Origin of the sequence: Roseateles agri, from assembly GCF_034043675.1 — a bacterium.
Classification (GTDB): Bacteria; Pseudomonadota; Gammaproteobacteria; order Burkholderiales; family Burkholderiaceae_C; genus KK5.
This window is the reverse complement of sequence record NZ_JAXCLA010000003.1, coordinates 30027-52195: the sequence shown is the minus strand read 5'-3', so window position 1 is coordinate 52195 and position 22169 is coordinate 30027. Positions and strand designations below refer to the sequence as shown.

The 22169-nt window shown below is 65.7% G+C and carries 21 protein-coding genes; 17 read left to right on the top strand and 4 right to left on the bottom strand.

The genetic code is table 11. From position 1 onward, the window contains the following. Positions 1 to 4: 4 nt before the first annotated feature. Together mrdA and rodA are read left to right on the top strand one after the other, a co-directional pair. On the top strand, positions 5 to 2026 hold the full coding sequence (gene mrdA, locus SNE35_RS08345) for a penicillin-binding protein 2 (RefSeq protein ID WP_320422432.1): 2022 nt from the start codon (positions 5 to 7) through the stop codon (positions 2024 to 2026). Continuing rightward, a complete protein-coding gene (rodA, locus tag SNE35_RS08340; protein ID WP_320422431.1) occupies positions 2023 to 3177 on the top strand; it encodes a rod shape-determining protein RodA in 1155 nt (384 codons plus the stop codon). Before mrdA ends, rodA begins: the two co-directional genes overlap by 4 nt. On the opposite strand, the gene SNE35_RS08335 is transcribed toward rodA, so the two are convergent. Then, positions 3174 to 4583, bottom strand: a complete 1410-nt coding sequence (locus SNE35_RS08335; RefSeq protein ID WP_320423142.1) for a sensor histidine kinase — start codon at positions 4581 to 4583, stop codon at positions 3174 to 3176. The two genes, rodA and SNE35_RS08335, sit on opposite strands and share 4 nt — an antisense overlap. Before the next feature lie 101 nt (positions 4584 to 4684). Further along, a complete protein-coding gene (locus SNE35_RS08330; RefSeq protein WP_320422430.1) occupies positions 4685 to 5356 on the bottom strand; it encodes a response regulator transcription factor in 672 nt (223 codons plus the stop codon). 169 nt (positions 5357 to 5525) lie between these two features. On the opposite strand from SNE35_RS08330, the gene recA reads away from it, so the two are divergent. The 13 genes from recA to SNE35_RS08265 all read left to right on the top strand — a co-directional run bounded on the left by recA (position 5526) and on the right by SNE35_RS08265 (position 18508). Continuing rightward, positions 5526 to 6569, top strand: coding sequence for a recombinase RecA (recA, locus tag SNE35_RS08325; RefSeq protein ID WP_320422429.1), 1044 nt, complete (start codon positions 5526 to 5528; stop codon positions 6567 to 6569). A gap of 16 nt (positions 6570 to 6585) precedes the next feature. Beyond that, the gene (locus SNE35_RS08320; protein ID WP_431312726.1) at positions 6586 to 7086 is read left to right on the top strand and encodes a regulatory protein RecX; all 501 of its coding nucleotides are present in this window, start codon (positions 6586 to 6588) and stop codon (positions 7084 to 7086) included. Positions 7087 to 7294: 208 nt separating this feature from the next. Further along, on the top strand, positions 7295 to 7864 hold the full coding sequence (locus SNE35_RS08315; RefSeq protein WP_320422428.1) for a DUF2889 domain-containing protein: 570 nt from the start codon (positions 7295 to 7297) through the stop codon (positions 7862 to 7864). A 54-nt stretch (positions 7865 to 7918) separates the two neighbouring features. After that, positions 7919 to 9079, top strand: a complete 1161-nt coding sequence (gene sucC, locus SNE35_RS08310) for an ADP-forming succinate--CoA ligase subunit beta (RefSeq protein ID WP_320422427.1) — start codon at positions 7919 to 7921, stop codon at positions 9077 to 9079. Positions 9080 to 9108: 29 nt separating this feature from the next. Beyond that, positions 9109 to 10002 (top strand): succinate--CoA ligase subunit alpha, encoded by an 894-nt coding sequence (gene sucD / locus SNE35_RS08305; RefSeq protein ID WP_320422426.1) that lies wholly within the window; start codon positions 9109 to 9111, stop codon positions 10000 to 10002. A gap of 133 nt (positions 10003 to 10135) precedes the next feature. Then, entirely contained in the window at positions 10136 to 10867 is a 732-nt protein-coding gene (locus SNE35_RS08300) for a TerC family protein (RefSeq protein WP_320422425.1), read from the top strand. Next, entirely contained in the window at positions 10864 to 11976 is a 1113-nt protein-coding gene (locus SNE35_RS08295; RefSeq protein ID WP_320422424.1) for a serine/threonine-protein kinase, read from the top strand. The genes SNE35_RS08300 and SNE35_RS08295 overlap by 4 nt, the downstream gene beginning before the upstream one ends. Beyond that, positions 11973 to 12767: a Stp1/IreP family PP2C-type Ser/Thr phosphatase gene (locus SNE35_RS08290; RefSeq protein ID WP_320422423.1), complete on the top strand. Its 795-nt coding sequence runs from the start codon at positions 11973 to 11975 to the stop codon at positions 12765 to 12767. Before SNE35_RS08295 ends, SNE35_RS08290 begins: the two co-directional genes overlap by 4 nt. Positions 12768 to 12868: 101 nt before the next feature. After that, on the top strand, positions 12869 to 13555 hold the full coding sequence (locus SNE35_RS08285) for an FHA domain-containing protein (RefSeq protein ID WP_320422422.1): 687 nt from the start codon (positions 12869 to 12871) through the stop codon (positions 13553 to 13555). 191 nt (positions 13556 to 13746) lie between these two features. After that, positions 13747 to 14529 (top strand): 3',5'-cyclic-nucleotide phosphodiesterase, encoded by a 783-nt coding sequence (locus tag SNE35_RS08280; RefSeq protein WP_320422421.1) that lies wholly within the window; start codon positions 13747 to 13749, stop codon positions 14527 to 14529. A 278-nt stretch (positions 14530 to 14807) separates the two neighbouring features. Beyond that, complete coding sequence (locus tag SNE35_RS08275) at positions 14808 to 15269, top strand: pilin (RefSeq protein WP_320422420.1); 462 nt, start codon at positions 14808 to 14810, stop codon at positions 15267 to 15269. 67 nt (positions 15270 to 15336) lie between these two features. Then, on the top strand, positions 15337 to 16722 hold the full coding sequence (locus SNE35_RS08270) for an O-antigen ligase family protein (RefSeq protein ID WP_320422419.1): 1386 nt from the start codon (positions 15337 to 15339) through the stop codon (positions 16720 to 16722). A gap of 46 nt (positions 16723 to 16768) precedes the next feature. Further along, positions 16769 to 18508, top strand: a complete 1740-nt coding sequence (locus SNE35_RS08265) for a PglL family O-oligosaccharyltransferase (protein ID WP_320422418.1) — start codon at positions 16769 to 16771, stop codon at positions 18506 to 18508. A gap of 9 nt (positions 18509 to 18517) precedes the next feature. Here SNE35_RS08265 and moaC read toward each other — a convergent pair whose 3' ends face one another. Next, positions 18518 to 19009: a cyclic pyranopterin monophosphate synthase MoaC gene (gene moaC, locus SNE35_RS08260; RefSeq protein WP_320422417.1), complete on the bottom strand. Its 492-nt coding sequence runs from the start codon at positions 19007 to 19009 to the stop codon at positions 18518 to 18520. A 122-nt stretch (positions 19010 to 19131) separates the two neighbouring features. Here moaC and SNE35_RS08255 point away from each other — a divergent pair, with 122 nt between their 5' ends. Then, positions 19132 to 20682 (top strand): M48 family metalloprotease, encoded by a 1551-nt coding sequence (locus SNE35_RS08255; RefSeq protein ID WP_320422416.1) that lies wholly within the window; start codon positions 19132 to 19134, stop codon positions 20680 to 20682. A gap of 13 nt (positions 20683 to 20695) precedes the next feature. Here the strand turns inward: SNE35_RS08255 and SNE35_RS08250 are convergent, their stop codons facing one another. Further along, positions 20696 to 21052, bottom strand: coding sequence for a phage holin family protein (locus SNE35_RS08250; RefSeq protein ID WP_320423140.1), 357 nt, complete (start codon positions 21050 to 21052; stop codon positions 20696 to 20698). A gap of 141 nt (positions 21053 to 21193) precedes the next feature. On the opposite strand from SNE35_RS08250, the gene SNE35_RS08245 reads away from it, so the two are divergent. After that, positions 21194 to 22003, top strand: coding sequence for an energy transducer TonB (locus tag SNE35_RS08245; protein ID WP_320422415.1), 810 nt, complete (start codon positions 21194 to 21196; stop codon positions 22001 to 22003). The last annotated feature ends 166 nt before the right edge of the window (positions 22004 to 22169 follow it).

Here is a 22169-nt window from a genome sequence, read left to right as displayed (position 1 = left end):
GCGGATGGCCGTCCTCAAGAACATCCAGCGTGAACTCTCGCGCTTCCGGCTGCGCCTTGTGGCGGCGGCCGGCTTCGTGCTGTTCTGCTTCGGCCTGCTGGTGGCGCGGCTGATCTACCTGCAGGTGATGCAGCACGAGGCGCTGCAGGACCGGGCCGAGGCCAACCGCATCACCGTCGTGCCGATCGTGCCCAACCGCGGCCTGATCAAGGACCGCAACGGCGTCGTGCTGGCCAGCAACTACTCGGCCTACACGCTGGAGATCACGCCGACCAAGGTCACCGACCTCGACGCGACGATCGAGGACCTCGGCAAGGTCATCGAGATCCAGGCGCGCGACAAGCGCCGCTTCAAGCGCCTGCTGGAGGAGAGCAAGAACTTCGAGTCGCTGCCGATCCGCACCAAGCTGAGCGATGCCGAGGTAGCACGCTTCACCGCGCAGCGCTTCCGCTTTCCCGGCGTCGAGATCAAGGCGCGGCTGTTCCGCAGCTATCCCTTCGGCGAGATCGGCAGCCATCTGCTGGGCTACATCGGCCGCATCAACACCGCCGAGAAAAAGGCGATGGACGACTGGGAGGAAGAGGACGTCGCCAACTACCGTGGCACCGAATACATCGGCAAGCTGGGCCTGGAGCAGCAGTACGAGCGCGAGCTGCACGGCGTGACCGGCTTCGAGCAGATGGAGACCAGCGCCGCCGGCCGCGCGGTGCGCCGCCTGGCGCACCGACCGCCGACGCCGGGTAACACGCTGAACCTGTCGATCGACATCAAGCTGCAGGCGCTGGTGGAGCAGCTCTACGGCGAGCGCCGCGGCGCACTGGTGGCGATCGATCCGCGCAACGGCGAGGTGCTGGCCTTCGTGTCCAAGCCCACCTTCGATCCGAACCTGTTCGTCGACGGCATCGACATCGACAACTGGCGCGACCTGAACGAGAACATCGACAAGCCGCTGCTGAACCGTGCGCTGCGCGGCACCTATCCGCCGGGCTCCACCTTCAAGCCCTACATGGCGATGGCGGCGCTGAATACCGGCAAGCGCGACCCGCACCTGGTGATCCAGGACAACCTGACCTACAGCTTCGGCGGCCGCAACTTCGGCTCGGCCGAGGGCGACCGCGCCGGCCCGAAGGACATGCGCCTGGCGATCGTCACCTCGTCCAACGTCTACTTCTACAGCCTGGCCGTCGAGATGGGCGTGGACCTGATCCACGACCAGCTGATGCCTTTCGGCTTCGGCCGCAAGACCGACATCGACCTGCAGGGCGAGGTCACCGGCGACCTGCCGTCGACCGAGTGGAAGAAGAAGAAATTCAAGCGCCCTGAGCAGCAGAAGTGGTTCCCCGGCGAAACCGTCTCGCTGGGCATCGGCCAGGGCTACAACAACTTCACGATCCTGCAGCTGGCGACGGCCGTCTCCACGCTGTCCACCGGCGGCCTGCGCTTCAAGCCGCGGCTGGTGCGCGACATCGAGGACGTGGTCCATCACGAAGACCGCCGCGTCGCCAGCGATGCGCTGGATCCGCTGCCACTGAGGCCGTCGGACGTGGCGATCATCCACAACGCGATGAACGGCGTGACGCTGGAAGGCACCTCGCGTGCTGTCTTCGCCGGCGCGCCGTACCAGAGCGGCGGCAAGACCGGCACCGCGCAGGCGGTCGGCCTGAAGGCCGGCCAGACCTACAGCTCGATCAAGGCCGACGAGCGCAAGCGCGACCACGCGCTCTACATCGCCTTCGCCCCGCTGGACCACCCGACGATCGCCGTGGCGCTGATCGTCGAGAACGCCGGCTTCGGCGGCGCGGCGGCCGCGCCGATCGCGCGCCGTGTGATGGACTACGTGCTGACCGGCACCTACCCGAGCGAGGAAGACATCGCCAAGACCCAGCTGGGCCTGACCTCCGCGCCGATCGGCCCGCCGCGCCGCGCGGAAGACGTGCCGCTGCCGGGCCAGGCGGCGAGTGCGCCGGCGGCGGCTGCGTCTGCGGCATCCGCCGCCTCGGCCCCGGCCTCAGGAGCTTCACGATGAGCCATGTGTTCGACAAGCCGAGCCTGTGGCAGCGGATCAAGCCGTGGTTCGCCGGCTTCGACCTGCCGCTGTCCCTGGCCATCCTGTGGCTGATGGTGCTGGGCCTGATCTGCATGTACTCGGCCGGCTATGACAGCGGCACCCGCTTCCCCGATCACCTGCGCAACACCTTCCTGTCGATCGGCATCATCTTCGTCGTCGCGCAGATTCCGCCGCAGCGGATGATGGCGCTGGCCATACCGCTGTACACGCTGGGCGTGACCTTGCTGGTGGCCACGGCGGTGTTCGGCATCACGCGCAAGGGCGCGACGCGCTGGCTCAACGTCGGCGTGGTGATCCAGCCCTCGGAGCTGCTGAAGATCGCGATGCCGCTGATGCTGGCCTGGTGGTTCCAGAAGCGCGAGGGGCAGTTGCGGCTGCCGGACTTCATCGCCGCATTCGCGCTGCTGACGGTGCCGGTGGGCCTCGTCGCCAAGCAGCCGGACCTGGGCACGGCGATCCTGGTGCTGTCGGCCGGCCTCTACGTGATCTTCTTCGCCGGGCTGTCGTGGCGGCTGATCATCCCGGCCTTCGTGGTCGGCGCGGCGGCCATCACCGCCGTCGTGATGACCGAGGACCAGATCTGCCAGCCCGAAGCCAAATGGCCGGTGCTGCGCGAGTACCAGAAGAACCGCATCTGCACCCTGCTGGACCCGAGCAAGGACCCGCTGGGCAAGGGCTTCCACATCATCCAGGGCGAGATCGCCATCGGCTCCGGCGGCATGACCGGCAAGGGCTTCATGAAGGGCACGCAGACGCACCTGGAGTTCATCCCCGAGCGCACCACCGACTTCATCTTCGCGGCCTTCGGCGAGGAGTTCGGCCTGTTCGGCGCGCTGGGCCTGCTGGTCGGCTTCACCGCGCTGATCCTGCGCGGGCTCTTCATCGCCTCCGATGCGCCGACCTTGTTCTCGCGGCTGATGGCGGGCGCGGTGACGCTCTCTTTCTTCACCTACGTGTTCGTCAACATGGGCATGGTCAGCGGCATCCTGCCGGTGGTGGGTGTGCCCCTGCCCTTCATCAGCTACGGCGGGACGGCGATGGTGACGCTGGGTGTGGGCCTCGGCCTCTTGATGTCGATCTCGAAGAGCCGGCGGCTGATCCAGTCTTAGGCGGGATGGGCGTGGAACCGGATGGTGAAGCGCGCCCCTGGTGAAGCGTTGCGCGGCCGGGTGTCATCCAGCGTGATCTCCGCCTCGTGCTGCTGGGCGATCTCGCGGACGATCGCCAGGCCCAGGCCCGAGCCGTCGACATTGGTGCCCAGCGCGCGGTAGAACGGCTGGAACACCTTCTCGCGCTCGGCCTCGGGAATGCCGGGCCCGGAGTCCTCGACCTGCAGCACGCTGACCTGGCCGAACGGGTCCTCGACGATGCGCACGGTCACCGTGCCGCCCGGCGGCGTGTAGAGCAGCGCGTTGTCGACCAGGTTGCGGATCAGCTCGCGGATCAGCAGCGGATGGCCCAGCACGCGCAGGCTGCTGGCCTCGGCGTCGGGGCCTTCGTAGCCGAGGTCGATGCGCTTGTCGAGCGCGCGCGGCACGAAGTCGCGCACGGTCTCGGTGGCGATCTCGGGCAGGGTGACCTCGCTGCGGCGCTTCGCATGCTCCTGGTCTTCGGCCCGCGCCATCGCCAGCAGCTGGTTGACCATGTGCGCCGCGCGCTGGCTGGACAGGGCGATCTGCTGCAGCGAGCGCTTCAGCTGCGCCGGATCGCTGCGGCCTTCGTCGATCTCGCGCTGCGCGAATTCGGCCTGGGTGCGCAGGCCCGCCAGCGGCGTCTTCATCTGGTGTGCCGCATCGGCGAGGAAGTGCTTCTGCGCGCTGATCGACTGGTCCAGCCGGGCCAGCAGGTCGTTGATGGCGCGCACCAGCGGCGCGACCTCGTCGGGGATGCGCTGCTCGTCGATCGGGCTCAGGTCGGAGCTGTCGCGCGAGCGGATGCGCCGCTGCAGCTCGTTCAGCGGCGCGATGCCGCGCGCCAGCGCCAGCCAGACCAGCAGCACTGCCAGCGGCAGGATCACGAACTGCGGCAGGATCACGCCCTTGATGATCTCGTTGGTCAGGCGCGAGCGCTTGCCGAGCGTCTCGGCGACCTGGATCAGCACCGTGGCGGCGGGCGCGGCCGGCGGCGCGGCCCACAGATAGGCCACGCGCACCCGCTCGTTGCCGACCTCGTCGTCGCGGTAGCGCAGCTCCCAGGGCGGGACCGGATCGTCGTCGGACTGTTGCGGCACCGGCAGATCGGCATCGCCGCTGAGCAGCTCGCCGCGCTGGCCCAGCACCTGGTAGTAGACGGTGTCCGTTTCGTCGGCCCGCAGCAGCGCCGCCGCCTCGGGCGCCAGCGCATAGCGGTTGCGGCCGCTGCGCCCGGCCGGCACCTCGGCCGAGACCGCCTGCTGACCCAGGGTGCGCGCCATCTCGCCCAGTTCCCGGTCATAGGGCTTGTTGGCGATGCCCTGTGCGACCAGCCAGGTCAGTGCCACGCTGATCGGCCAGATCAGCAGCAGCGGCGCGAGCATCCAGTCGAGGATCTCGCCGAACAGCGAGCGCTGGCCCTTTTCAGGCTTATCAGGCCGATCGGGCCTTTCTGGCCGTTCCTGCTCGGGCGGCGGCGCCGTGCTCAAGAAGCAATCTTCTCGAGGCAGTAGCCGAGGCCGCGCACGGTGGCGATGCGCACCGGGCCCTGCTCGATCTTTTTGCGCAGCCGGTGGATGTAGACCTCGATCGCGTTGTTGCTGACCTCTTCGCCCCACTCGCACAGGCGCTCGACCAACTGATCCTTGCTGACCAGTCGCCCGGCGCGTTGCAGCAGCACCTCCAGCAGCGAGAGTTCGCGGGCCGACAGCTCGATCATCTGGTCGTTGATGTAGGCCACGCGGCCGGTGGCGTCGAAGGACAGCGGGCCGTGCCGGATCACGGTGGACGCGCTGCCCAGGCCGCGGCGCGTCAGCGCCCGCACCCGCGCTTCGAGCTCCTGCAGCGAGAAGGGCTTGGCCATGTAGTCGTCCGCGCCGAGGTCCAGGCCCTTGACGCGCTGCTCGACGCTGTCGGCCGCCGTCAGGATCAGCACCGGCACGGCCGAGCCGCGCCCGCGCAGCTTGCGCAGCACCTCGTGGCCGTGCAGCTTGGGCAGACCCAGGTCCAGGATCACCAGATCGAACTCGTGAGCGGCCAGCGCGGCGTCCGCCTCGGTGCCCGTGCCGACCTGGTCGACCGCGTAGCCCGAGGCGCGCAGCGAACGCAGCAGGCCATCGGCGAGCACCTGGTCGTCTTCGGCAATGAGGATGCGCATGGTCGGGTGTCTCCGCGGTCGTTTGCCGCCAATTCTATGAAGGGGCCCCCCTAAGGATTTCTGCTGACAACACTTGTCAGCAGGGCGCCGCGCGACTACTGTTCAAAACACTGTACATGCATACAGATTGCGCCATAATCCGCCCCAACCTTCACCCGGAGAACGACTCATGGACGCGCCCGTCAAAGCCCTGAACACCGAAAAAGCCAAGGCCCTGCAAGCCGCCCTCGCCCAGATCGAAAAGCAATTCGGCAAGGGTTCCATCATGCGCCTGGGCGAAGGCGAGGTGATCGAGGACATCCAGGTCGTCTCCACCGGCTCGCTGGGCCTGGACATCGCGCTGGGCGTCGGCGGCCTGCCGCGCGGCCGCGTGGTCGAGATCTACGGCCCGGAATCCTCGGGCAAGACGACGCTGACCTTGCAGGTCATCGCCGAGATGCAGAAGCTCGCCGGCACCTGCGCCTTCATCGACGCCGAGCACGCGCTCGACATCCAGTACGCCCAGAAGCTGGGCGTCAACCTGCAGGAACTGCTGATCAGCCAGCCCGATACCGGCGAGCAGGCGCTCGAGATCGTTGACGCGCTGGTGCGCTCCGGCTCGGTGGACTTGATCGTCGTCGACTCGGTCGCCGCGCTGACACCCAAGGCCGAACTGGAAGGCGAGATGGGCGATTCGCTGCCCGGCCTGCAGGCCCGCCTGATGAGCCAGGCCCTGCGCAAGCTCACCGCCACGATCAAGAAGACCAACTGCATGGTCATCTTCATCAACCAGATCCGCATGAAGATCGGCGTGATGTTCGGCAGCCCGGAAACCACCACCGGCGGCAACGCGCTGAAGTTCTACGCCTCCGTCCGCCTCGACATCCGCCGCATCGGCTCGATCAAGAAGGGCGAGGAGGTGATCGGCTCCGAGACCAAGGTCAAGGTCGTCAAGAACAAGGTCTCGCCCCCGTTCAAGACGGCAGAGTTCGACATCCTTTACGGCGAAGGCATCAGCCGCGAGGGCGAGATCATCGACATGGGCGTCGTCCACAAGATCGTCGAGAAGTCCGGCTCCTGGTACGCCTACAACGGCGAGAAGATCGGCCAGGGCAAGGACAACGCACGCGAGTTCCTGCGCGAGAACCCCGACGTCGCGGTCGAGATCGAGAACAAGATCCGCGAAGCCGTCGGCGTGGCGCTGATCGGCGGCGACGAGGCGGCCGAGGCCTGAGTTTCGTTGACCGTCCGTGGGACGCACGCCGCTCTCGCTGAAGATGCGTGCAATCGCGCTGCTCTCGCAGCGCGAGCACAGCCCGCTGGAACTGCGGCGCAAGCTGCTGCGGATCCGTCGTGACGCCCAGGAGGCGGAGGACGACGAGGACCGGTCGGCCATCGAGGTCGATCAGCTGATCGAGTGGCTGCGCGCGCAGGGCTATCTGAGCGAGACGCGCTTCGTCGAATCGCGCGTGCATGCGCGGGCGCAGCGCTACGGCAGCCTGCGCATCAAGCTGGAACTGGCGCAGCACGGCCTGACGCTCAGCGCCGATGCGCAGGCGGAACTCAAGTCGACCGAACTGGCACGGGCTCGCAGCCTCTGGCAGCGCAAGTTCGGCGCTAACGGCACTGGCGACCCCGATGCGGTGGCCGGCAACCCCGCGCTGCGCGCCCGGCAGATGCGCTTTCTCAGCGGCCGAGGTTTCTCGCCGGAGGTCATCCGCCAGGTGCTCAGGGGCCGGGTAGAGGATTGAACCGGTCGGGCGTCGCCCGTGCCGCGACGCTGGCGGATAGGCACTTGTTGGGATTGCAATTGCCGGCGGAGCAACGGCCGTTGCTGCGGGCGGGGAGGCTTGATGCGGCGCAGCATGCTACATTCCCGCCCTGCGCTTCCGCACGCAGGACGGCCCTCGCCGTCGTTCTGCACATCGGAGCGCGCAAGCCGTTCGTTCCTGAAACTCCATGTCCGAGTCGCCTCCCCTCGCTTCGAGCCGTCGTCCGATCCATCGCCGCGCCATCGACGTGCAGGTGTTTGGGCGGGATGACGGCCTGTTCGAAGTCGAGGCCCAGCTGACGGACACGAAGTCGCGCGACATTCCGCTCGCCGGCACGACCCGCAAGGCGGGCGAGCCGGTTCACGACATGCTGCTGCATCTGGTCGTCGATCGTGACCTGAACATCGCCGCCGCCGGCTCCAAGACCCGCTGGATGCCGTATCCCGGCGTCTGCGACCAGCACGGCAACGCCTACGAGCAACTCGTCGGGCTGAACCTGCTGAAGGGCTTCCGGCTCGGCGTCAAGGAACGCCTGGCCGGCATCAAGGGTTGTACGCACCTGACCGAGCTGTGCCAGGTACTGCCCACGGCGGTGATTCAGGCCTTCGCCGGCCTCGTGCTCGACACGCGCGAGGGCGACCACGAAGCCGCCCAGCAGCCCTTCCAGCTCGACAAATGCCATGCGCTGCGCACCGATGGCGAGAACGTTCGCACCCATTACCCGCGCTGGTATCGAACGCCTACGGCGTCTTCCTGACCCGCTTCTTTCCAGCTTCCTCTCACTTTCTTTCTTCCAAACAGCGAGATCCTTATGAAGATTCACGAGTACCAGGCCAAGGAAATCCTGCGCCAGTTCGGCGTGCCGGTGCCGCGTGGCATCCCGGCCTTCACGGTTCAGGAAGCCGTCGAAGCGGCGCAGAAGCTGGGCGGCCCGGTCTGGGTCGTCAAGGCGCAGATCCACGCCGGCGGCCGCGGCAAGGGCGGCGGCGTCAAGCTGGGCCGCAGCCTGGATGACGTGAAGGCGCTGTCCGAGCAGATCCTGGGCATGCAACTGGTCACGCACCAGACCGGCCCCGAAGGCCAGAAGGTCCGTCGCCTGTACATCGAAGACGGCGCCGACATCAAGAAAGAGCTGTACATCTCGCTGGTCACCGACCGCGGCACGCAGAAGGTGGCCTTCATCGCGTCGAGCGAAGGCGGCATGGACATCGAGGAAGTGGCCCACTCCACGCCCGAGAAGATCATCACCGAGTACATCGATCCGCTGACCGGCATCACCGCCGACCAGAGCAAGAAGATCGCCGCGGCCATCGGCCTCACCGGCGCTTCGGTGGACCAGGCCGTCGACCTGTTCGCCAAGCTCTACAAGTGCTACATGGACACGGATGCCTCGCTGGTCGAGATCAACCCGCTGAACTGCGACTCCAAGGGCAACCTGATCGCCCTGGACGCCAAGTTCAACTTCGACGCCAACGCCCTGTTCCGCCACCCGGAAATCGTCGCCTACCGCGACCTGGACGAAGAAGATCCGGCCGAAATCGAAGCCTCGAAGTTCGACCTGGCCTACATCAGCCTGGACGGCAACATCGGCTGCCTGGTGAACGGCGCGGGCCTCGCCATGGCCACGATGGACACGATCAAGCTGTTCGGCGGCGAGCCGGCGAACTTCCTGGACGTCGGCGGCGGCGCCACGGCCGAGAAGGTCACCGAAGCCTTCAAGATCATGCTGAAGAACAAGGCCGTCAAGGGCATCCTGGTCAACATCTTCGGCGGCATCATGAAGTGCGACACCATCGCCGAAGGCGTGATCACCGCCTGCAAGGCCGTGAACCTGTCCGTGCCGCTGGTCGTGCGCATGAAGGGCACCAACGAAGAACTGGGCAAGAAGATGCTGGCCGAATCCGGCCTGCCGATCATCGCCGCCGACACCATGGCCGAAGCCGCGACCAAGATCGTCGCCGCCGTCGCCTAAAGCCAGCCCAGACAAGGAAAGAACGAATCATGTCGATCTACATCAACAAGGACACCAAGGTCATTACCCAGGGCATCACGGGGAAGACCGGTCAGTTCCACACCCTGGGTTGCCAGGCCTACGCGAACGGCAAGAACGCCTTCGTCGCCGGCGTGAACCCGAAGAAGGCGGGCGAGAAGTTCTCCGAGATCCCCATCTACGCCACCGTCAAGGAAGCCGCCTCGCAGACCGGCGCCACGGTCAGCGTGATCTACGTGCCGCCCGCTGGCGCGGCTGCCGCGATCTGGGAAGCCGTCGAGGCCGACCTGGACCTGGCGATCTGCATCACCGAAGGCATCCCCGTCCGCGACATGCTGGAAGTGCGCAACAAGATGCGCGCCAAGGAAGCCGCCGGTGGCAAGCGCACCCTGCTGCTGGGCCCCAACTGCCCCGGCCTGATCACCCCGGAAGAGATCAAGATCGGCATCATGCCCGGCCACATCCACCGCAAGGGCCGCATCGGCGTCGTGTCACGTTCGGGCACGCTGACCTATGAAGCCGTGGCGCAGCTGACCGAGATCGGCCTGGGCCAGTCGTCGGCAGTCGGCATCGGCGGCGACCCGATCAACGGCCTGAAGCACATCGACGTGATGAAGGCCTTCAACGACGATCCGGACACCGACGCCGTCATCATGATCGGCGAGATCGGCGGCCCGGACGAGGCGGAAGCCGCCCGTTGGTGCAAGGCCAACATGAAGAAGCCGGTCGTCGGCTTCATCGCTGGTGTCACCGCCCCTCCGGGCAAGCGCATGGGTCACGCCGGCGCGCTGATCTCCGGCGGCGCCGACACGGCCGATGCCAAGCTCGCCATCATGGAAGAGTGCGGCTTCACCGTGACGCGCAACCCGTCGGAAATGGGCAAGCTGCTCAAGGGCCTGCTGTAACTGCACACCGCTGAGCTGACGCGTTAGCTCTCCGACAAGCAAGCCGCCCGCTGCATCCTGCAGCCGGCGGCTTGTTCCATTCTGGCCGTCGATTGCCGCATAACGCCCTGCCTTAAGATCCCGCTCCACGCCTATGGACCAATTCCTCACCGCCGACTTCTGGCTGGCCGTCTCGCAGATCATCCTGATCGACATCCTGCTGGGTGGCGACAACGCCGTCGTGATCGCTCTGGCCTGCCGCCGTCTGCCGCAGGCGCAGCGCAAGCTGGGCATCCTCTGGGGCACGGCGGGTGCGATCGTGCTGCGCATCGTGCTGATCCTGTTCGCATTGACACTGCTGCAGGTGCCCTACCTGAAGCTGGTCGGCGCGGCGCTGCTGCTGTGGATCGGCATCAAGCTGATGCTGCCGGAGGACGAGGGCGAGCATGCCAACATCCCGGGCAACGAGCGCCTGTGGGCGGCGGTGCGCACGGTCATCGTGGCTGACTTCGTGATGAGCCTGGACAACGTGATCGCGATCGCCGGCGTGGCGCAGTCCGGCGACAAGGCGCACGAGATGGTGCTGGTCGTGCTGGGCCTGCTGGTGTCGATCCCGATCATCATGTGGGGCAGCCAGCTGGTCATCAAGCTGATGGAGCGGTTCCCGATCATCATCACGCTCGGCGCGATGCTGCTGGGCTGGATCGCGGGCAGCATGGCTGTCGAGGATCCGGCATTGCTGGGCTGGGCTCCTTCGCTGGAGGATGCTGCCCAGACGACAGGCTATGTGGCCGGTGCCATCGGCGCGTTGATCGTGCTGGCGGTGGGGCAGTTCATGAAATCGCGCCAGGCCGGCCAACCGGTGGCGCAGGACGTCGAGCCATGAGTGGCGCCGAAGGCGGCGGTGGCTTCTGGCGCCGGCTGATCGGTGGCAAGAATGCCCGGCCGGACGAGGAACCACAGCCGCCGCAGCCGATCTCTGCACTGGCCCGTTACCGCAGGGAGCGCGAGCTGGGCCGCGGTTCGATGGGCGCCGTCTACCTGGCCATCGACGAGCAGACGGGCCATCAGGTTGCGCTGAAGCTGCTGGCGCTGCAGCGCGAGTTCTCCGTGGACGACCTGGCCGACGTCCGCCAGCGCTTCATGCGCGAGGCCCGGGCGGCCGGCCACCTGCAGCATCCCGACATCCTGCAGGTGCTGGATGCCGGCGAATCCGGCGAGGACGCCTGGATCGTCATGGAATACGTGCAGGGCCAGGATCTGAGCCACTTCACGCGTCCCGGCGCCTTGCTGCCGGCTGTCGAGGTGCTTGGCATCGCGATTCGGCTTGCCCGCGCACTGGATTACGCGCACCGCCAGGGCGTCGTCCATCGCGACATCAAGCCCGCCAACGTCATGTTGGACCGCGCAGGCGGCACGCTGAAGGTGATGGATTTCGGCATTGCGCGGATCGCGGACGGCAGCCGTACCCGTACCGGCTTGGTGCTGGGCACGCCGTCCTTCATGTCGCCCGAGCAACTGGCCGGATTGAAGGTCGATGGTCGCAGCGATCTCTATTCGCTGGGCGTGCTGCTCTATCAATTGCTGACGGGCCATCTGCCGCACCAGTCCGACTCGATGGCTAAGCTGATGCACCAGATCGCCAACCAGCCGCCGCCGGATGTGCGGCACTATCGCCGCGGCCTGCCCGAATCGCTGGCGCTGGTGCTGGCGTTGGCACTGGAGAAGCGGCCCGAGCTGCGCTATGCCAGCGGCGAGCAGCTGGCGCAGGACCTGGAAGCCGTGCTGGCCCAGGGCCTGGGCGAGGCGTCCGCACCGGATCTCAGTCTTGGCGATGGTGCCGAATCCGGCACGGTGCTTGCCGATACCGTCGATCCGTTCGCGCAAACGATCAGGCTGGATGCTCCCGAAGCAGGGCAGAATTCCGCCACTCCGGACGAGCCGGAGGCGCCTGCCGCCACAGACAAGACCGACAAACCAAGCCCGCAGCCATGACCCTGGAGTTCTTCACCGCGACCGACGTCGGCCGCGCGCGCGACAACAACGAAGACTCCGTCGCCCTGGACGAATCGGTCGGACTGGCCGTGCTGGCCGACGGCATGGGCGGCTACAACGCCGGCGAAGTCGCCAGTCAGATGCTCACCAGCTTCATCAAGGCCGAGCTGGGCCGCTGGCTGAAGGAATCCGGCACCGGCGTCGCCACCGCCGACGTGCGCCGCGCGATGGACATCTGCGTGGACAACGCCAACCGCGCGATCTTCAACGCCGCGAACACCAATCCGCGTTATGCCGGCATGGGCACGACGCTGGTGCTGGGCGTGTTCCGCGACGAAGGGCTGCTGCTGGGCCACGTGGGCGATTCGCGCGCCTACCGGCTGCGCGGCAGCCAGTTCAGCCAGATCACCCGCGACCACTCGCTGCTGCAGGAACAGCTGGATGCCGGCCTGCTGACGCCGGAAGAGGCTGTGTACTCCAGCAACAAGAACCTCGTCACGCGGGCCGTCGGCGTCGAAGACGCGGTGATGCTGGAGCTGCATCTGCACGAGATCCAGCCAGGCGATGTGTTCCTGTTCTGCTCGGACGGGTTGTCCGACATGCTGGAAGACGACGCGATGCGGCAGTTGCTCCTGAACAACCCTTCGCTGCCGGAAGCAGCGCAGGCGCTGATAGACAACGCGAATGAGATGGGCGGCCGGGATAATATCGCCCTGGTTCTGGCCCGCGCGGAAGGCCGCGTGAAGGCCGAAAGCCGCAGCTGGTGGCCTTTCGGCAAGCGCGGCGGATGAAATCATTCGGTAGCATGTTGGCCAAGGCAGCAATGGCGGTGTTGGGCAGGGCGCCAGCTGCAAGCGCTATAAGACAGACAAACTGACTTGAGGTCTCGAGCATGGGCAAGCTGGTGGTTTCACTCGACGGAGTGGTGATCAAGGAGGTACAGATCACCAAGGACAAGACCACGCTCGGGCGCCGTCCATACAACGACATCGTGATCGACAACCTGGCGGTCAGCGGCGAGCACGCGGTGCTGCAGATGGTTGGCGCGGACGTCTTCATCGAAGACCTGAACTCCACCAACGGCACCTACATCAACGGCAAGGCGATCAAGAAACAGCTGCTCGCCAACAACGATGTCGTCGAGGTGGGCAAGTACAAGATCAAGTATCTGGTCGAGGACAGCGGCGACTACGAGAAGACGATGATCCTGAAGCCGGGCGCCGGCATCGGCTTGGCTGCCGCCTCTGCGGGCGGTACGCCTAGCGGCTTCGGCCTGCCGTCCTCGTTCGGCAACCTGCCGCCCGCTGCTGCGGCCGCCACACCGGCTTCCATCAAGGTGCTCACCGGTGCTGCCGCCGGCCGCGAGGTCAGCCTGACCAAGGTTGTTACCACCGTCGGCAAGCCCGGCGTGCAGGTGGCTTCCATTACCAAGCGCCCGAGCGGCTATGTGTTCGCACACGTCGAAGGTGCGGCGCGCCCCAGCGTCAACGGCATCCCGCTGACCGGCGAATCGATCGCGCTGAAGAGCGGCGACCTGATCGAATTGGCCGGCACGCAGATGCAGTTCATCCAGGGCTGAGCAGGCCCCGTCGCCCCCGGGCGACAACAGTCCGTGTGAAGCACGTCACGCGGTTCTGTCGAAAACGCGCAGACTGCCAAGTTCCACCGACAAACAGGGCAATGCTGCCTTGTTTCCTGCGTTCAGCTGCGTACATTGGAGCTTCTTCGCCCGCGCCACCTGGCGCCCGATTTTCTCCAACGTTTCCATTGATGAACATTCGCGTCCTGGGTTGTTCCGGCGCCATCGCCGCCGGCTACAAGACGACAGCCTTCCTGCTCGATGATGACGTGCTCATCGACGCCGGCACCGGCGTGGGTGACCTGCCGCTGGACGCACTGGCGCGCATCGACCACATCCTGGTCAGCCACTCGCACCTGGATCACATCCTCTCGATCCCGCTGTTGGCCGATTCCGTGCTGCGCATCCGCGCCCAGGCCGGACGCCCGCCGATCCAGATCCACGCACTGCCTGAAACGCTCGACGCGCTGCGTCGCCACATCTTCAACGGCATCATCTGGCCCGACTTCACCCGGCTGCCCAACGCCGAGAATCCCGTCATCACACTGCATCCCTTCGAGGTGGGCCAACGCCTGTCGCTCGGCCGCGGCCGCGAAGCGGAAGTGATCAGCGCCGAGCACACGGTGCCGGCCGTCGGCTTCGCCGTCGACGGTGGCGAGAACGCCGGCTGCTGGGTCTTCACCGGCGACACCGGCCCGAACCCGGCGCTCTGGCGTCGCCTGGCGCAGATCAAGGTTTCGCACCTGGTGATCGAAACGGCTTTCAGCGACGACGAACACCAACTCGCCAAGATCAGCCGCCACCTGTGCCCCGCCGAACTGGGCCGCGAGCTGGCCCAACTGGGCGGCAGTGTCAATGTCCACATCACGCACATCAAGCCAGGTGAGGTTGATGCGGTCATGAGCGAGATCGCTGCGCTGGCCAGCGGGCACCGGATCAGCGCCTTGCAGGCGGGGCAGGTGATCCGGCTCTGATGCCGCCTCTGCAGCTTGAATCTGCCGACCGCCTGCTGACGCAGGCGGTTTTGCTTTCAGCCGCGCAAACTTTGTAGGCACTGACAAGAAATGTCACTTCGCGCGGCGAGCATCTGACGCGATTGGTCGCTTCTCCCGCAACGAGCGGTAACGACCGTGAACCGGGTCACGGATAGCCAGCCACATTCGGCTGGCACGCCCCCTGCATTCAGAGAGAGCGTTCCCAACCAGTTTGCTTGTCCTCTTTCTTCTCACCTCACACCCTGGAGTTAACCAACATGAGCATGAAGCGCGTCCAACAAGGTTTCACCCTGATCGAACTGATGATCGTCGTGGCGATCATCGGCATTCTGGCGGCGGTGGCGATTCCGCAGTACAAGAACTACACCATCAAGGCCAAGCTGGGTAATGCCTTGACTGCTGTTGATTCGGTGAAAACAGCCGTTGCGCTGTGCGTTCAAGAAACTGGCAATACGACGGGTTGCACCGGCGGTACGAATGGCATTCCGGCCGACACGACTGCGGCTGCGACGAACGAAGTGTCAGCCATCGTAACGAAGGACGGTGGCATCACCGCTACGCTGCAAAACATCGACAAGACGGACATTGATGGTAAGACGATCACGTGGGCGGCTGCTCCTGGCGCTAACGCGCTGGGGTGGACAATCACGACCAGTGTCACGAACGACACGTTCAAGTCAATGATCATCAAGAACTCGACCGCCGCTGCTGGTACCTGATAGCAGTAAGGTTCAAATACGGGGCCCTGCGGGCCCCTTTTGCTTTCTGCTTGCATGTGCCAACTCGATGCCCGCATTCAAGTACAGACACGTCGCGCTCTGGGTCACGTTGGTGGTCGTCACTGGATTGACCCCGCTGATGCCGGCGCATTGGCTAGGCAATTGGCACGACTTTGCGCGAGTGATGGAATGCTGGACGTTCGTTTTATCCGTCCCAGTGTTCTCGAAATTTCTTGTGGACGGCGGGCAAGCGGTTCGGAGGCTGGTTTGCGCGAGCCTTTGCTGGGCACTACTGCTGTGCGCGCGTGCACCGGTTGCCGCAATGGCGCTCCGCGAAGTACTCACTCTGTTCGGCTTGTTGATGCTCGTACTTGCCGTCGGTGCAGCTTGGCGGCTGGTGGACTATAGGTGGATCCTTGCCAGGGGCTTGTCAGGGGCGGCCGGAGCCTATGCCGCTGTCGCACTCACGATTGTGCTGGCAGCCAAGATGTCCGATGTGCCTCTGGACAATGGCAGTATCTTCTTCGGCTACGACAACCCTCGCTTCCTGAATCACGCGCAGGTCGTGTTCATTCCCTTGCTTGCCGGCATTTCCTTATCAACACTGGTGAGCCAGCGATGGCGGTTGCTTGTTCGTGCCACGCTGGCGATTCAGTTTGCACTGCTTTACTTCTCGGTCGGACGGTCCGCCGGTCTTGCGCTGTCGATATCTGCAGTGGCGGCTCTTGCCTTCGGGCGGATGGGTCGCCGCTTGGCAATTGAGATCACTGGTTGCGCGGCCGTTGGAGCAATGGTGTATCTCGCTTTGTTCGGGACAAGTCTATCTGCTGGCGATCATGTGGTTGACACTCTGCATGCATCGGCCGACCTTACCAGCGACCATTCCCGGCTCTACTTGTGGCGGATTGCTGTGGAGGACGTCCGATCGGCGCCGGTTCTTGGAATTGGGCCAATGCACTTCGCCCACTATCTCAACCGCAGCGGTGCGCACCCGCACAACTTCTGTCTGCAAGTTATGGCGGAGTTCGGGCTGCCATTTGCGTTGATTGTGCTAGGGGCGTTGGCGACAGCACTGGTTCGCCGCCTCCGGCGCATGCACAAGGAAATTGCTGGCGCGGAACACATCGAATTGGCGGCTGTAATGGCTTGCGTTGCGATCGTATGTGACGGTATTTCGTCGGGAAACTTCGTGATGCCGATCTCGCAGATGTGGATTGCGATTGCAGCAGGCATCGCGTCCGCTGGGTCGCCTAGTAAGCAATTCGTCTCGCAGGCCGTGTGGCCTCGCGCCTTCTTCACGGGCGTTCTTTTCGCAATCTACGTCGCGTTCGCCATGAATACGACTTGGGTGTGGAGCGAAAGGCGGGTAGTCGCGGCATTTGCGGGCGAGCAGGTTGGGATGGCGGATCATGCGCCGCTTCGTCCTCGCTTCTGGCTCGATGGCTGGTTTTGAAGATAAGGGGTTCGGTATCACTTTCATGTGATGATCCGGCCCCATCATGTCTCCCGCTGCCTTGAATCGCCCGCCGTTCTCTCTTGCATGGCTATCGATTGCGTGCTTCACCACGCTCGCTCCTCTAGTCGCGTTCAACCTCACCCCCTCCTCAACGCTCTTCAATCAACTCGCTGCTGTGCTCGGTGCCGGAGGGGTGCTGCTTTCGTTGTTCTCCTCGCAGTCGCGATTCGGAAGCCCTCCGGCAACCTGGGCGTTGTTGATTGTGGCCGCGAGCCCATTGCTGTCGTCGGCGCTCAATGGACTGCCAGCATCGCTTGCGCTGTCAGCCACAGGCGTGCTTCTCATCGCTCTGCTGCTGATGCTCGGCGCTCAGGCACTCGATCAGCCCTCCCGCCGCCAATGGTTCGGTGCATTCTGCTGGGCCCTCCTCGCCGCCGGTCTGCTGAGTCTTCTGGTTAGCATCATCCAAGTCTTCTTCCCCGATCTTGCCGACGGCAAGATCATCGCCCGCTCCGGCATCCCCGGCCGCGCACTCGGCAATATGCGGCAGCCAAACCACCTGGCTAGCCTGCTGATGTGGTCCAGCGTTGCCGCCGTGTATCTCACCGATCAGGACGAACGCTTCGAAGCGAAAGGAGCGCGCATCGCGCTGCCGCTGCTGCTCTTCGGCCTCGTCTTCGCCGTTGTTCTCAGTGCCTCCCGCACCGGCATGGTCGGTGTGTTCCTGCTCGCCATCTGGGGCCTGCTCGATCGCAAACTCAAGCGTGAATCGCGCTGGGCGCTGATCGCCACGCCGCTGATGATGGCCGTCAGCTGGTACGCGATGTACTTGTGGGCGAACTCCGGTGGTGGCCATGCCTTCGGTGCTGAATCGCGCATCACGTCCGAAGGTGCCGGCTCGCCGGAGCGGATGAAGATCCTCGCCAATGCCTGGGAGCTGGTGAAGCGCAATCCGTGGACCGGTGTCGGCTGGGGCGAGTTCAACCTGGCCTGGACGATGACGCCGTTCCCGAACCGGCCGATTGCGTTCTTCGATCACTCGCACAACATCGTGATGCAGCTTGCGGTGGAACTGGGCATCCCAGCCTGTCTGCTGATCGTCGGGCTGCTCTGCTGGTCGCTGTGGCGGGCGTTGCGCGACAGCATGCTGGCGCGCGACAACAGCGATGCGGTCGTGCGGCGTTGCGCGTTCATGATCGTGCTGATGATCGGCCTGCACAGCCTGCTGGAGTACCCGCTCTGGTACGCCTACTTCCTGCTGCCGGCGGCGTTCGCTTTCGGGCTGGCGCTCGGGCCGCTGGAACCGAGCGCGAAGCGGGGGCCGAGCTTGCAGATACCGCTATTGCTGGCGGGTGTGGCCGTCATCGTCGGCAGCCTGTATGCGGTCTGGGACTACCGTCGCGTTGTGGTCATCTACGTTCCGCCGCAGCATGCCGAGCCTCTGGCCGATCGGATCGAGGAGGGCCAACGTTCGACCTTCTTCGCACACCATGCCGACTACGCCGCCGCCACGTCGCTGGAGCCGGGCGAGTACGCACTCCAGGCCGCGCGCAAGACCGGCCACAACCTGATCGATGCGCGCCTGATGATGTCCTGGGCTCAGTCGCTGCACGCCACCGGCGATGACGATCGTGCGCGTTACATCGTCCAGCGGCTGAAGGAGTTCCGCAGTCCCACCGGCGACGAGTGGCTGGCCATCTGCAAGGTGGTGACGAAACCGGAGGAGCAGCCCTTCCAGTGCGCACCGCCGAAGCGGGAGTACGACTGGCGCGAGATGCGCTGAGATCAGGCGTTAGGCCGACGGCGGCGCCACCCAATCGCCGCTCTTTCCGCCGTGCTTCTCCAGCACGCGGATCCCGCCCATCACCATGCCGCGATCCACGGCCTTGCACATGTCGTAGATCGTCAGCAGGCCGACCTGCACGGCGGTCAGCGCCTCCATCTCCACGCCGGTGCGGCCGAGCGTTTCGACCTGCGCGGTGCAGAGGACGGACGGCGCGTCACCATCGTCAAGTTCGAATTCGACGGCCACCCGCGTGATCGGCAGTGGGTGGCACAGCGGGATCAGGTCGGCGGTCCGCTTGGCAGCCTGGATCGCCGCGATGCGCGCGATGCCCAGCACGTCGCCCTTCTTCGCGTTACCGCTCATGATCAGCGCGAGCGTCGCGGGTAGCATCGCGATGCAGCCGCTGGCGCGGGCGATGCGATGCGTCACTTCCTTGCCCGAGACGTCGACCATATGGGCTTGGCCCTGGGTGTCGAAATGTGTCAGTGCAGAGTTCATACTGGGTGGCAACATTCGGGAAACCTGGGAGCTCGCATCATAGTTAGCGAGCACCCGCCTGCCGGAGACGTGGATTGTTGTCGAAGTTATTTCCCCAGCGCCCGAAACGGGTCCTTGCCGCGATGCTGTCGGCCGCGCTACTGATGACCGGCGCGCCGTTCAGCCGGGCTCAGGTCAACCTGCCGGCGCTTGGCGATTCGGTATCGCAGGATCTGGACATCGGCCGTGAGCGCAGCATCGGCGACGAGGTGATGCGCGAGATCTGGCTCGACCCCGACTACGTCGATGACCCGCTGCTGCAGGAGTACCTGGAGGGGACCTGGCAGCCGCTGGTCGAGGCCGCCCGCAAGCTGGGCAATATCAGTGACGAGACCGCCGAGCGCTTTGCCTGGCAGCCCTTCCTCGTGCGCGACAAGACGATCAATGCGTTCGCGCTGCCGGGCGGCTTTGTCGGCGTGCACCTGGGGCTCATCGCGATGACCGGTTCGCGCGACGAGCTTGCCTCGGTGCTGGGCCACGAGATGTCGCACGTCACGCAGCGCCACATCGCGCGCCGGATCGCTGGCGACTCGCGCAACAGCCTGCTGGCGACGGCGGGCCTGCTGCTGGGCCTGATCGCCGCTTCGCGCGGCCATGGCAGCCCGGACATGGCCAACGCCGCCATCGTCGGCAGCCAGGCGGCGGCGCAGGCGGCCTCGCTCGCCTTCTCGCGCGACATGGAGCGCGAGGCAGACCGGGTCGGCTACAACGTGATGGTGGCGGGCGGCTATGCGCCGGGCGGCATGTACAGCATGTTCGAACGGATGGAGCAGGCCTATCAGCTGCAGGATTCCGGCAGCTACCCCTACCTGCGTTCGCACCCCTTGACCAGCGAACGCATCGGCGACGCGCGCTCCCGCATCGGGCCGGGCGATCCGACCCGTCCGCGCGGTACCGCTGAACATGCACTGATGGCTGCGCGTGCGCGCGTGCTGATGGATCCCCGCGCTGAAGCCTGGGCGGTGCTGCAGAACCTGGACGCCGGCGCCCGCGACACGCAGAGCGGCCCCAACAAGGTCTTTGACCAATTGGCTGCCCGTTACGCGAGCACGCTGGCCTCGATCAAGATGCGCAGCTTCAACCGCGCCGAAAACAGCCTGCGTGACGCCGAGTCGATGCTCAAGAACATTGGTGACGATCCACGCGCGGACCGCATGCTGGTCTACCTGCGTGCCGAACTGGACCAGGCGCGCGAGCACGCGGCCGACGGCTTCGCCGCGCTGCAGAAGCTGTCAGGCGAGCGCTCGCGTCCGATGATGATGATGCGGGCCCGGCTCGCGATGGTGGACCAGAACCCCGCGTCCGCCCGCGATGCGGCCGAGACCCTGCAGACCCGCGTCAGCCTCGTGCCGCGCGACGCACTGGCCTGGCAGGAACTGGCGCAGCTGTGGACCAAGTTGGGCCAGCCCCTGCGCGCCGTGCGCGCGCAAGGCGAGGCGCGAGCCGCCGTCGGCGACCTGAACGGCGCGATCGACCGTCTGCGTTCCGGCCTGCGCCAGTCGAAGGGCCGCGACGCGGACCAGATCGAGGCCGCGGTGATCGATGCGCGCCTGCGCACCTTGCTCTATCAACGCCGCCAGCTCTTGGCCGAGCTCTACCCGCGCGGCGCGCCGCCTGGCGAAGAGCTGCCCTGAAGCGAGTTCGCTCCTAGTCTTCCGACGGGAAGACGCGCTCCATCACGACGTCGATCACCATGCCGCACAGGCTGTAGATCAGCGAGCCGATCAGCGCCGCGGTGAAGCCGTTGACGCCGAAGCCGTCCAGCACGAAGGCGGCGGCCCAGAACATCAGCGCGTTGATGATGAACAGGAAGAGGCCCAGCGTCAGCACCGTGACCGGCAGCGTCAGCAAGACCAGCAGCGGCCGCAGCAGCGTGTTCAGCAGGCCCAGCACCAGCGCCGCGATCAGCGCGGAGACGAAGCTCCTGACCTGGACGCCGGGATAGAGGTGGGCCACCAGCAGCAAGGCGGCGGCCAGCAGCAACCAACGGATCAGGGTCTTCATCATGGGTCGAGCATATAGGCGCGAGCGTGCGCGACGGATGCGGACAAGTGCGAGATGCGGCTGTGTCACAACATGAAAATGAGAATAATTCGTATTTGGTGTTAGCATTTCTGCAACTTCTTGTCGCCATGCTGTACGCCCGTGAACACGATTGCACTTACCGACACGCAGATGCCCGACCTGTCCACGCCGGAAGGCCGGACTGAGCGCGGCTCCGACGTCGCTGGCGTCAAACAGCAAGTCCTGCCCATGCTGCCGACCGCGTCGACGCTGGAACGGCGCTGGTCTGGCGCGCCGCGCCGGCGTGGCATGTGGCTGGTGGTGGGCGGCCTGCACCTCGGCATCGGCTGGATGCTGGCGCACGGCCTGGTCCGCAACGGCCTGCATCTGAAGCCCGAGCCCGTCCAGGTGCGGCTGATCGAACCGCCGACACCCAAGGTGCTGCCGCCCGAACCGGTGCGCGAAGTGAAGCTGCCCCTGGTGGTGCCGGTGCCGTTGGTGCAGCCTCCGCCGATCGCGGTGGCCCCGATCGTGGCTGTGGCGCTGAACGAACCGCCGCCGCCACCTGCGCCCGTCAAGCCGACGGCGACGCCGGCCCCGACGCCTCCCGTCGTCGCCGCAGCACCCTCGGCCGGACCGAAGCAGATCCCGGCCAGTGCTGTGCGCTATCTGGTCGAACCGCGGCCGCATGTGCCGCAGATGTCGCGGCGCCTGGGCGAGTCGGGCCTGGTCGTGCTGCGCATCCTCGTGGGTGTCGAGGGCGCGCTGAAGACGGCGCGAGTCAAGACCTCGTCCGGCTTCGATCGGCTGGACCAGCAGGCGCTGATCGACATCCGTGGCGCCCGTTTCGAGCCGTATCTCGAAAACGGCCAGCCCGTCGAATGGGAAGCCGACGCCGGCCTGGAATACGAAGTCGGCGGCGGTGGTGGCGGCCGCGGGCGCCACCACTAGCGACTCCGGCCCGTCGCTACGCGTCCAGCGCGCAGCGACCATCGCCAAACAGCAACACGCGATACCGAATTTGTTGACATTCGTAAATGCGAATACTTATCATCTAGAAGTGCAACGACTCCCCGCCGTGCTTGGTCCGATCTGACGGACCTCTCCCGAATCAATC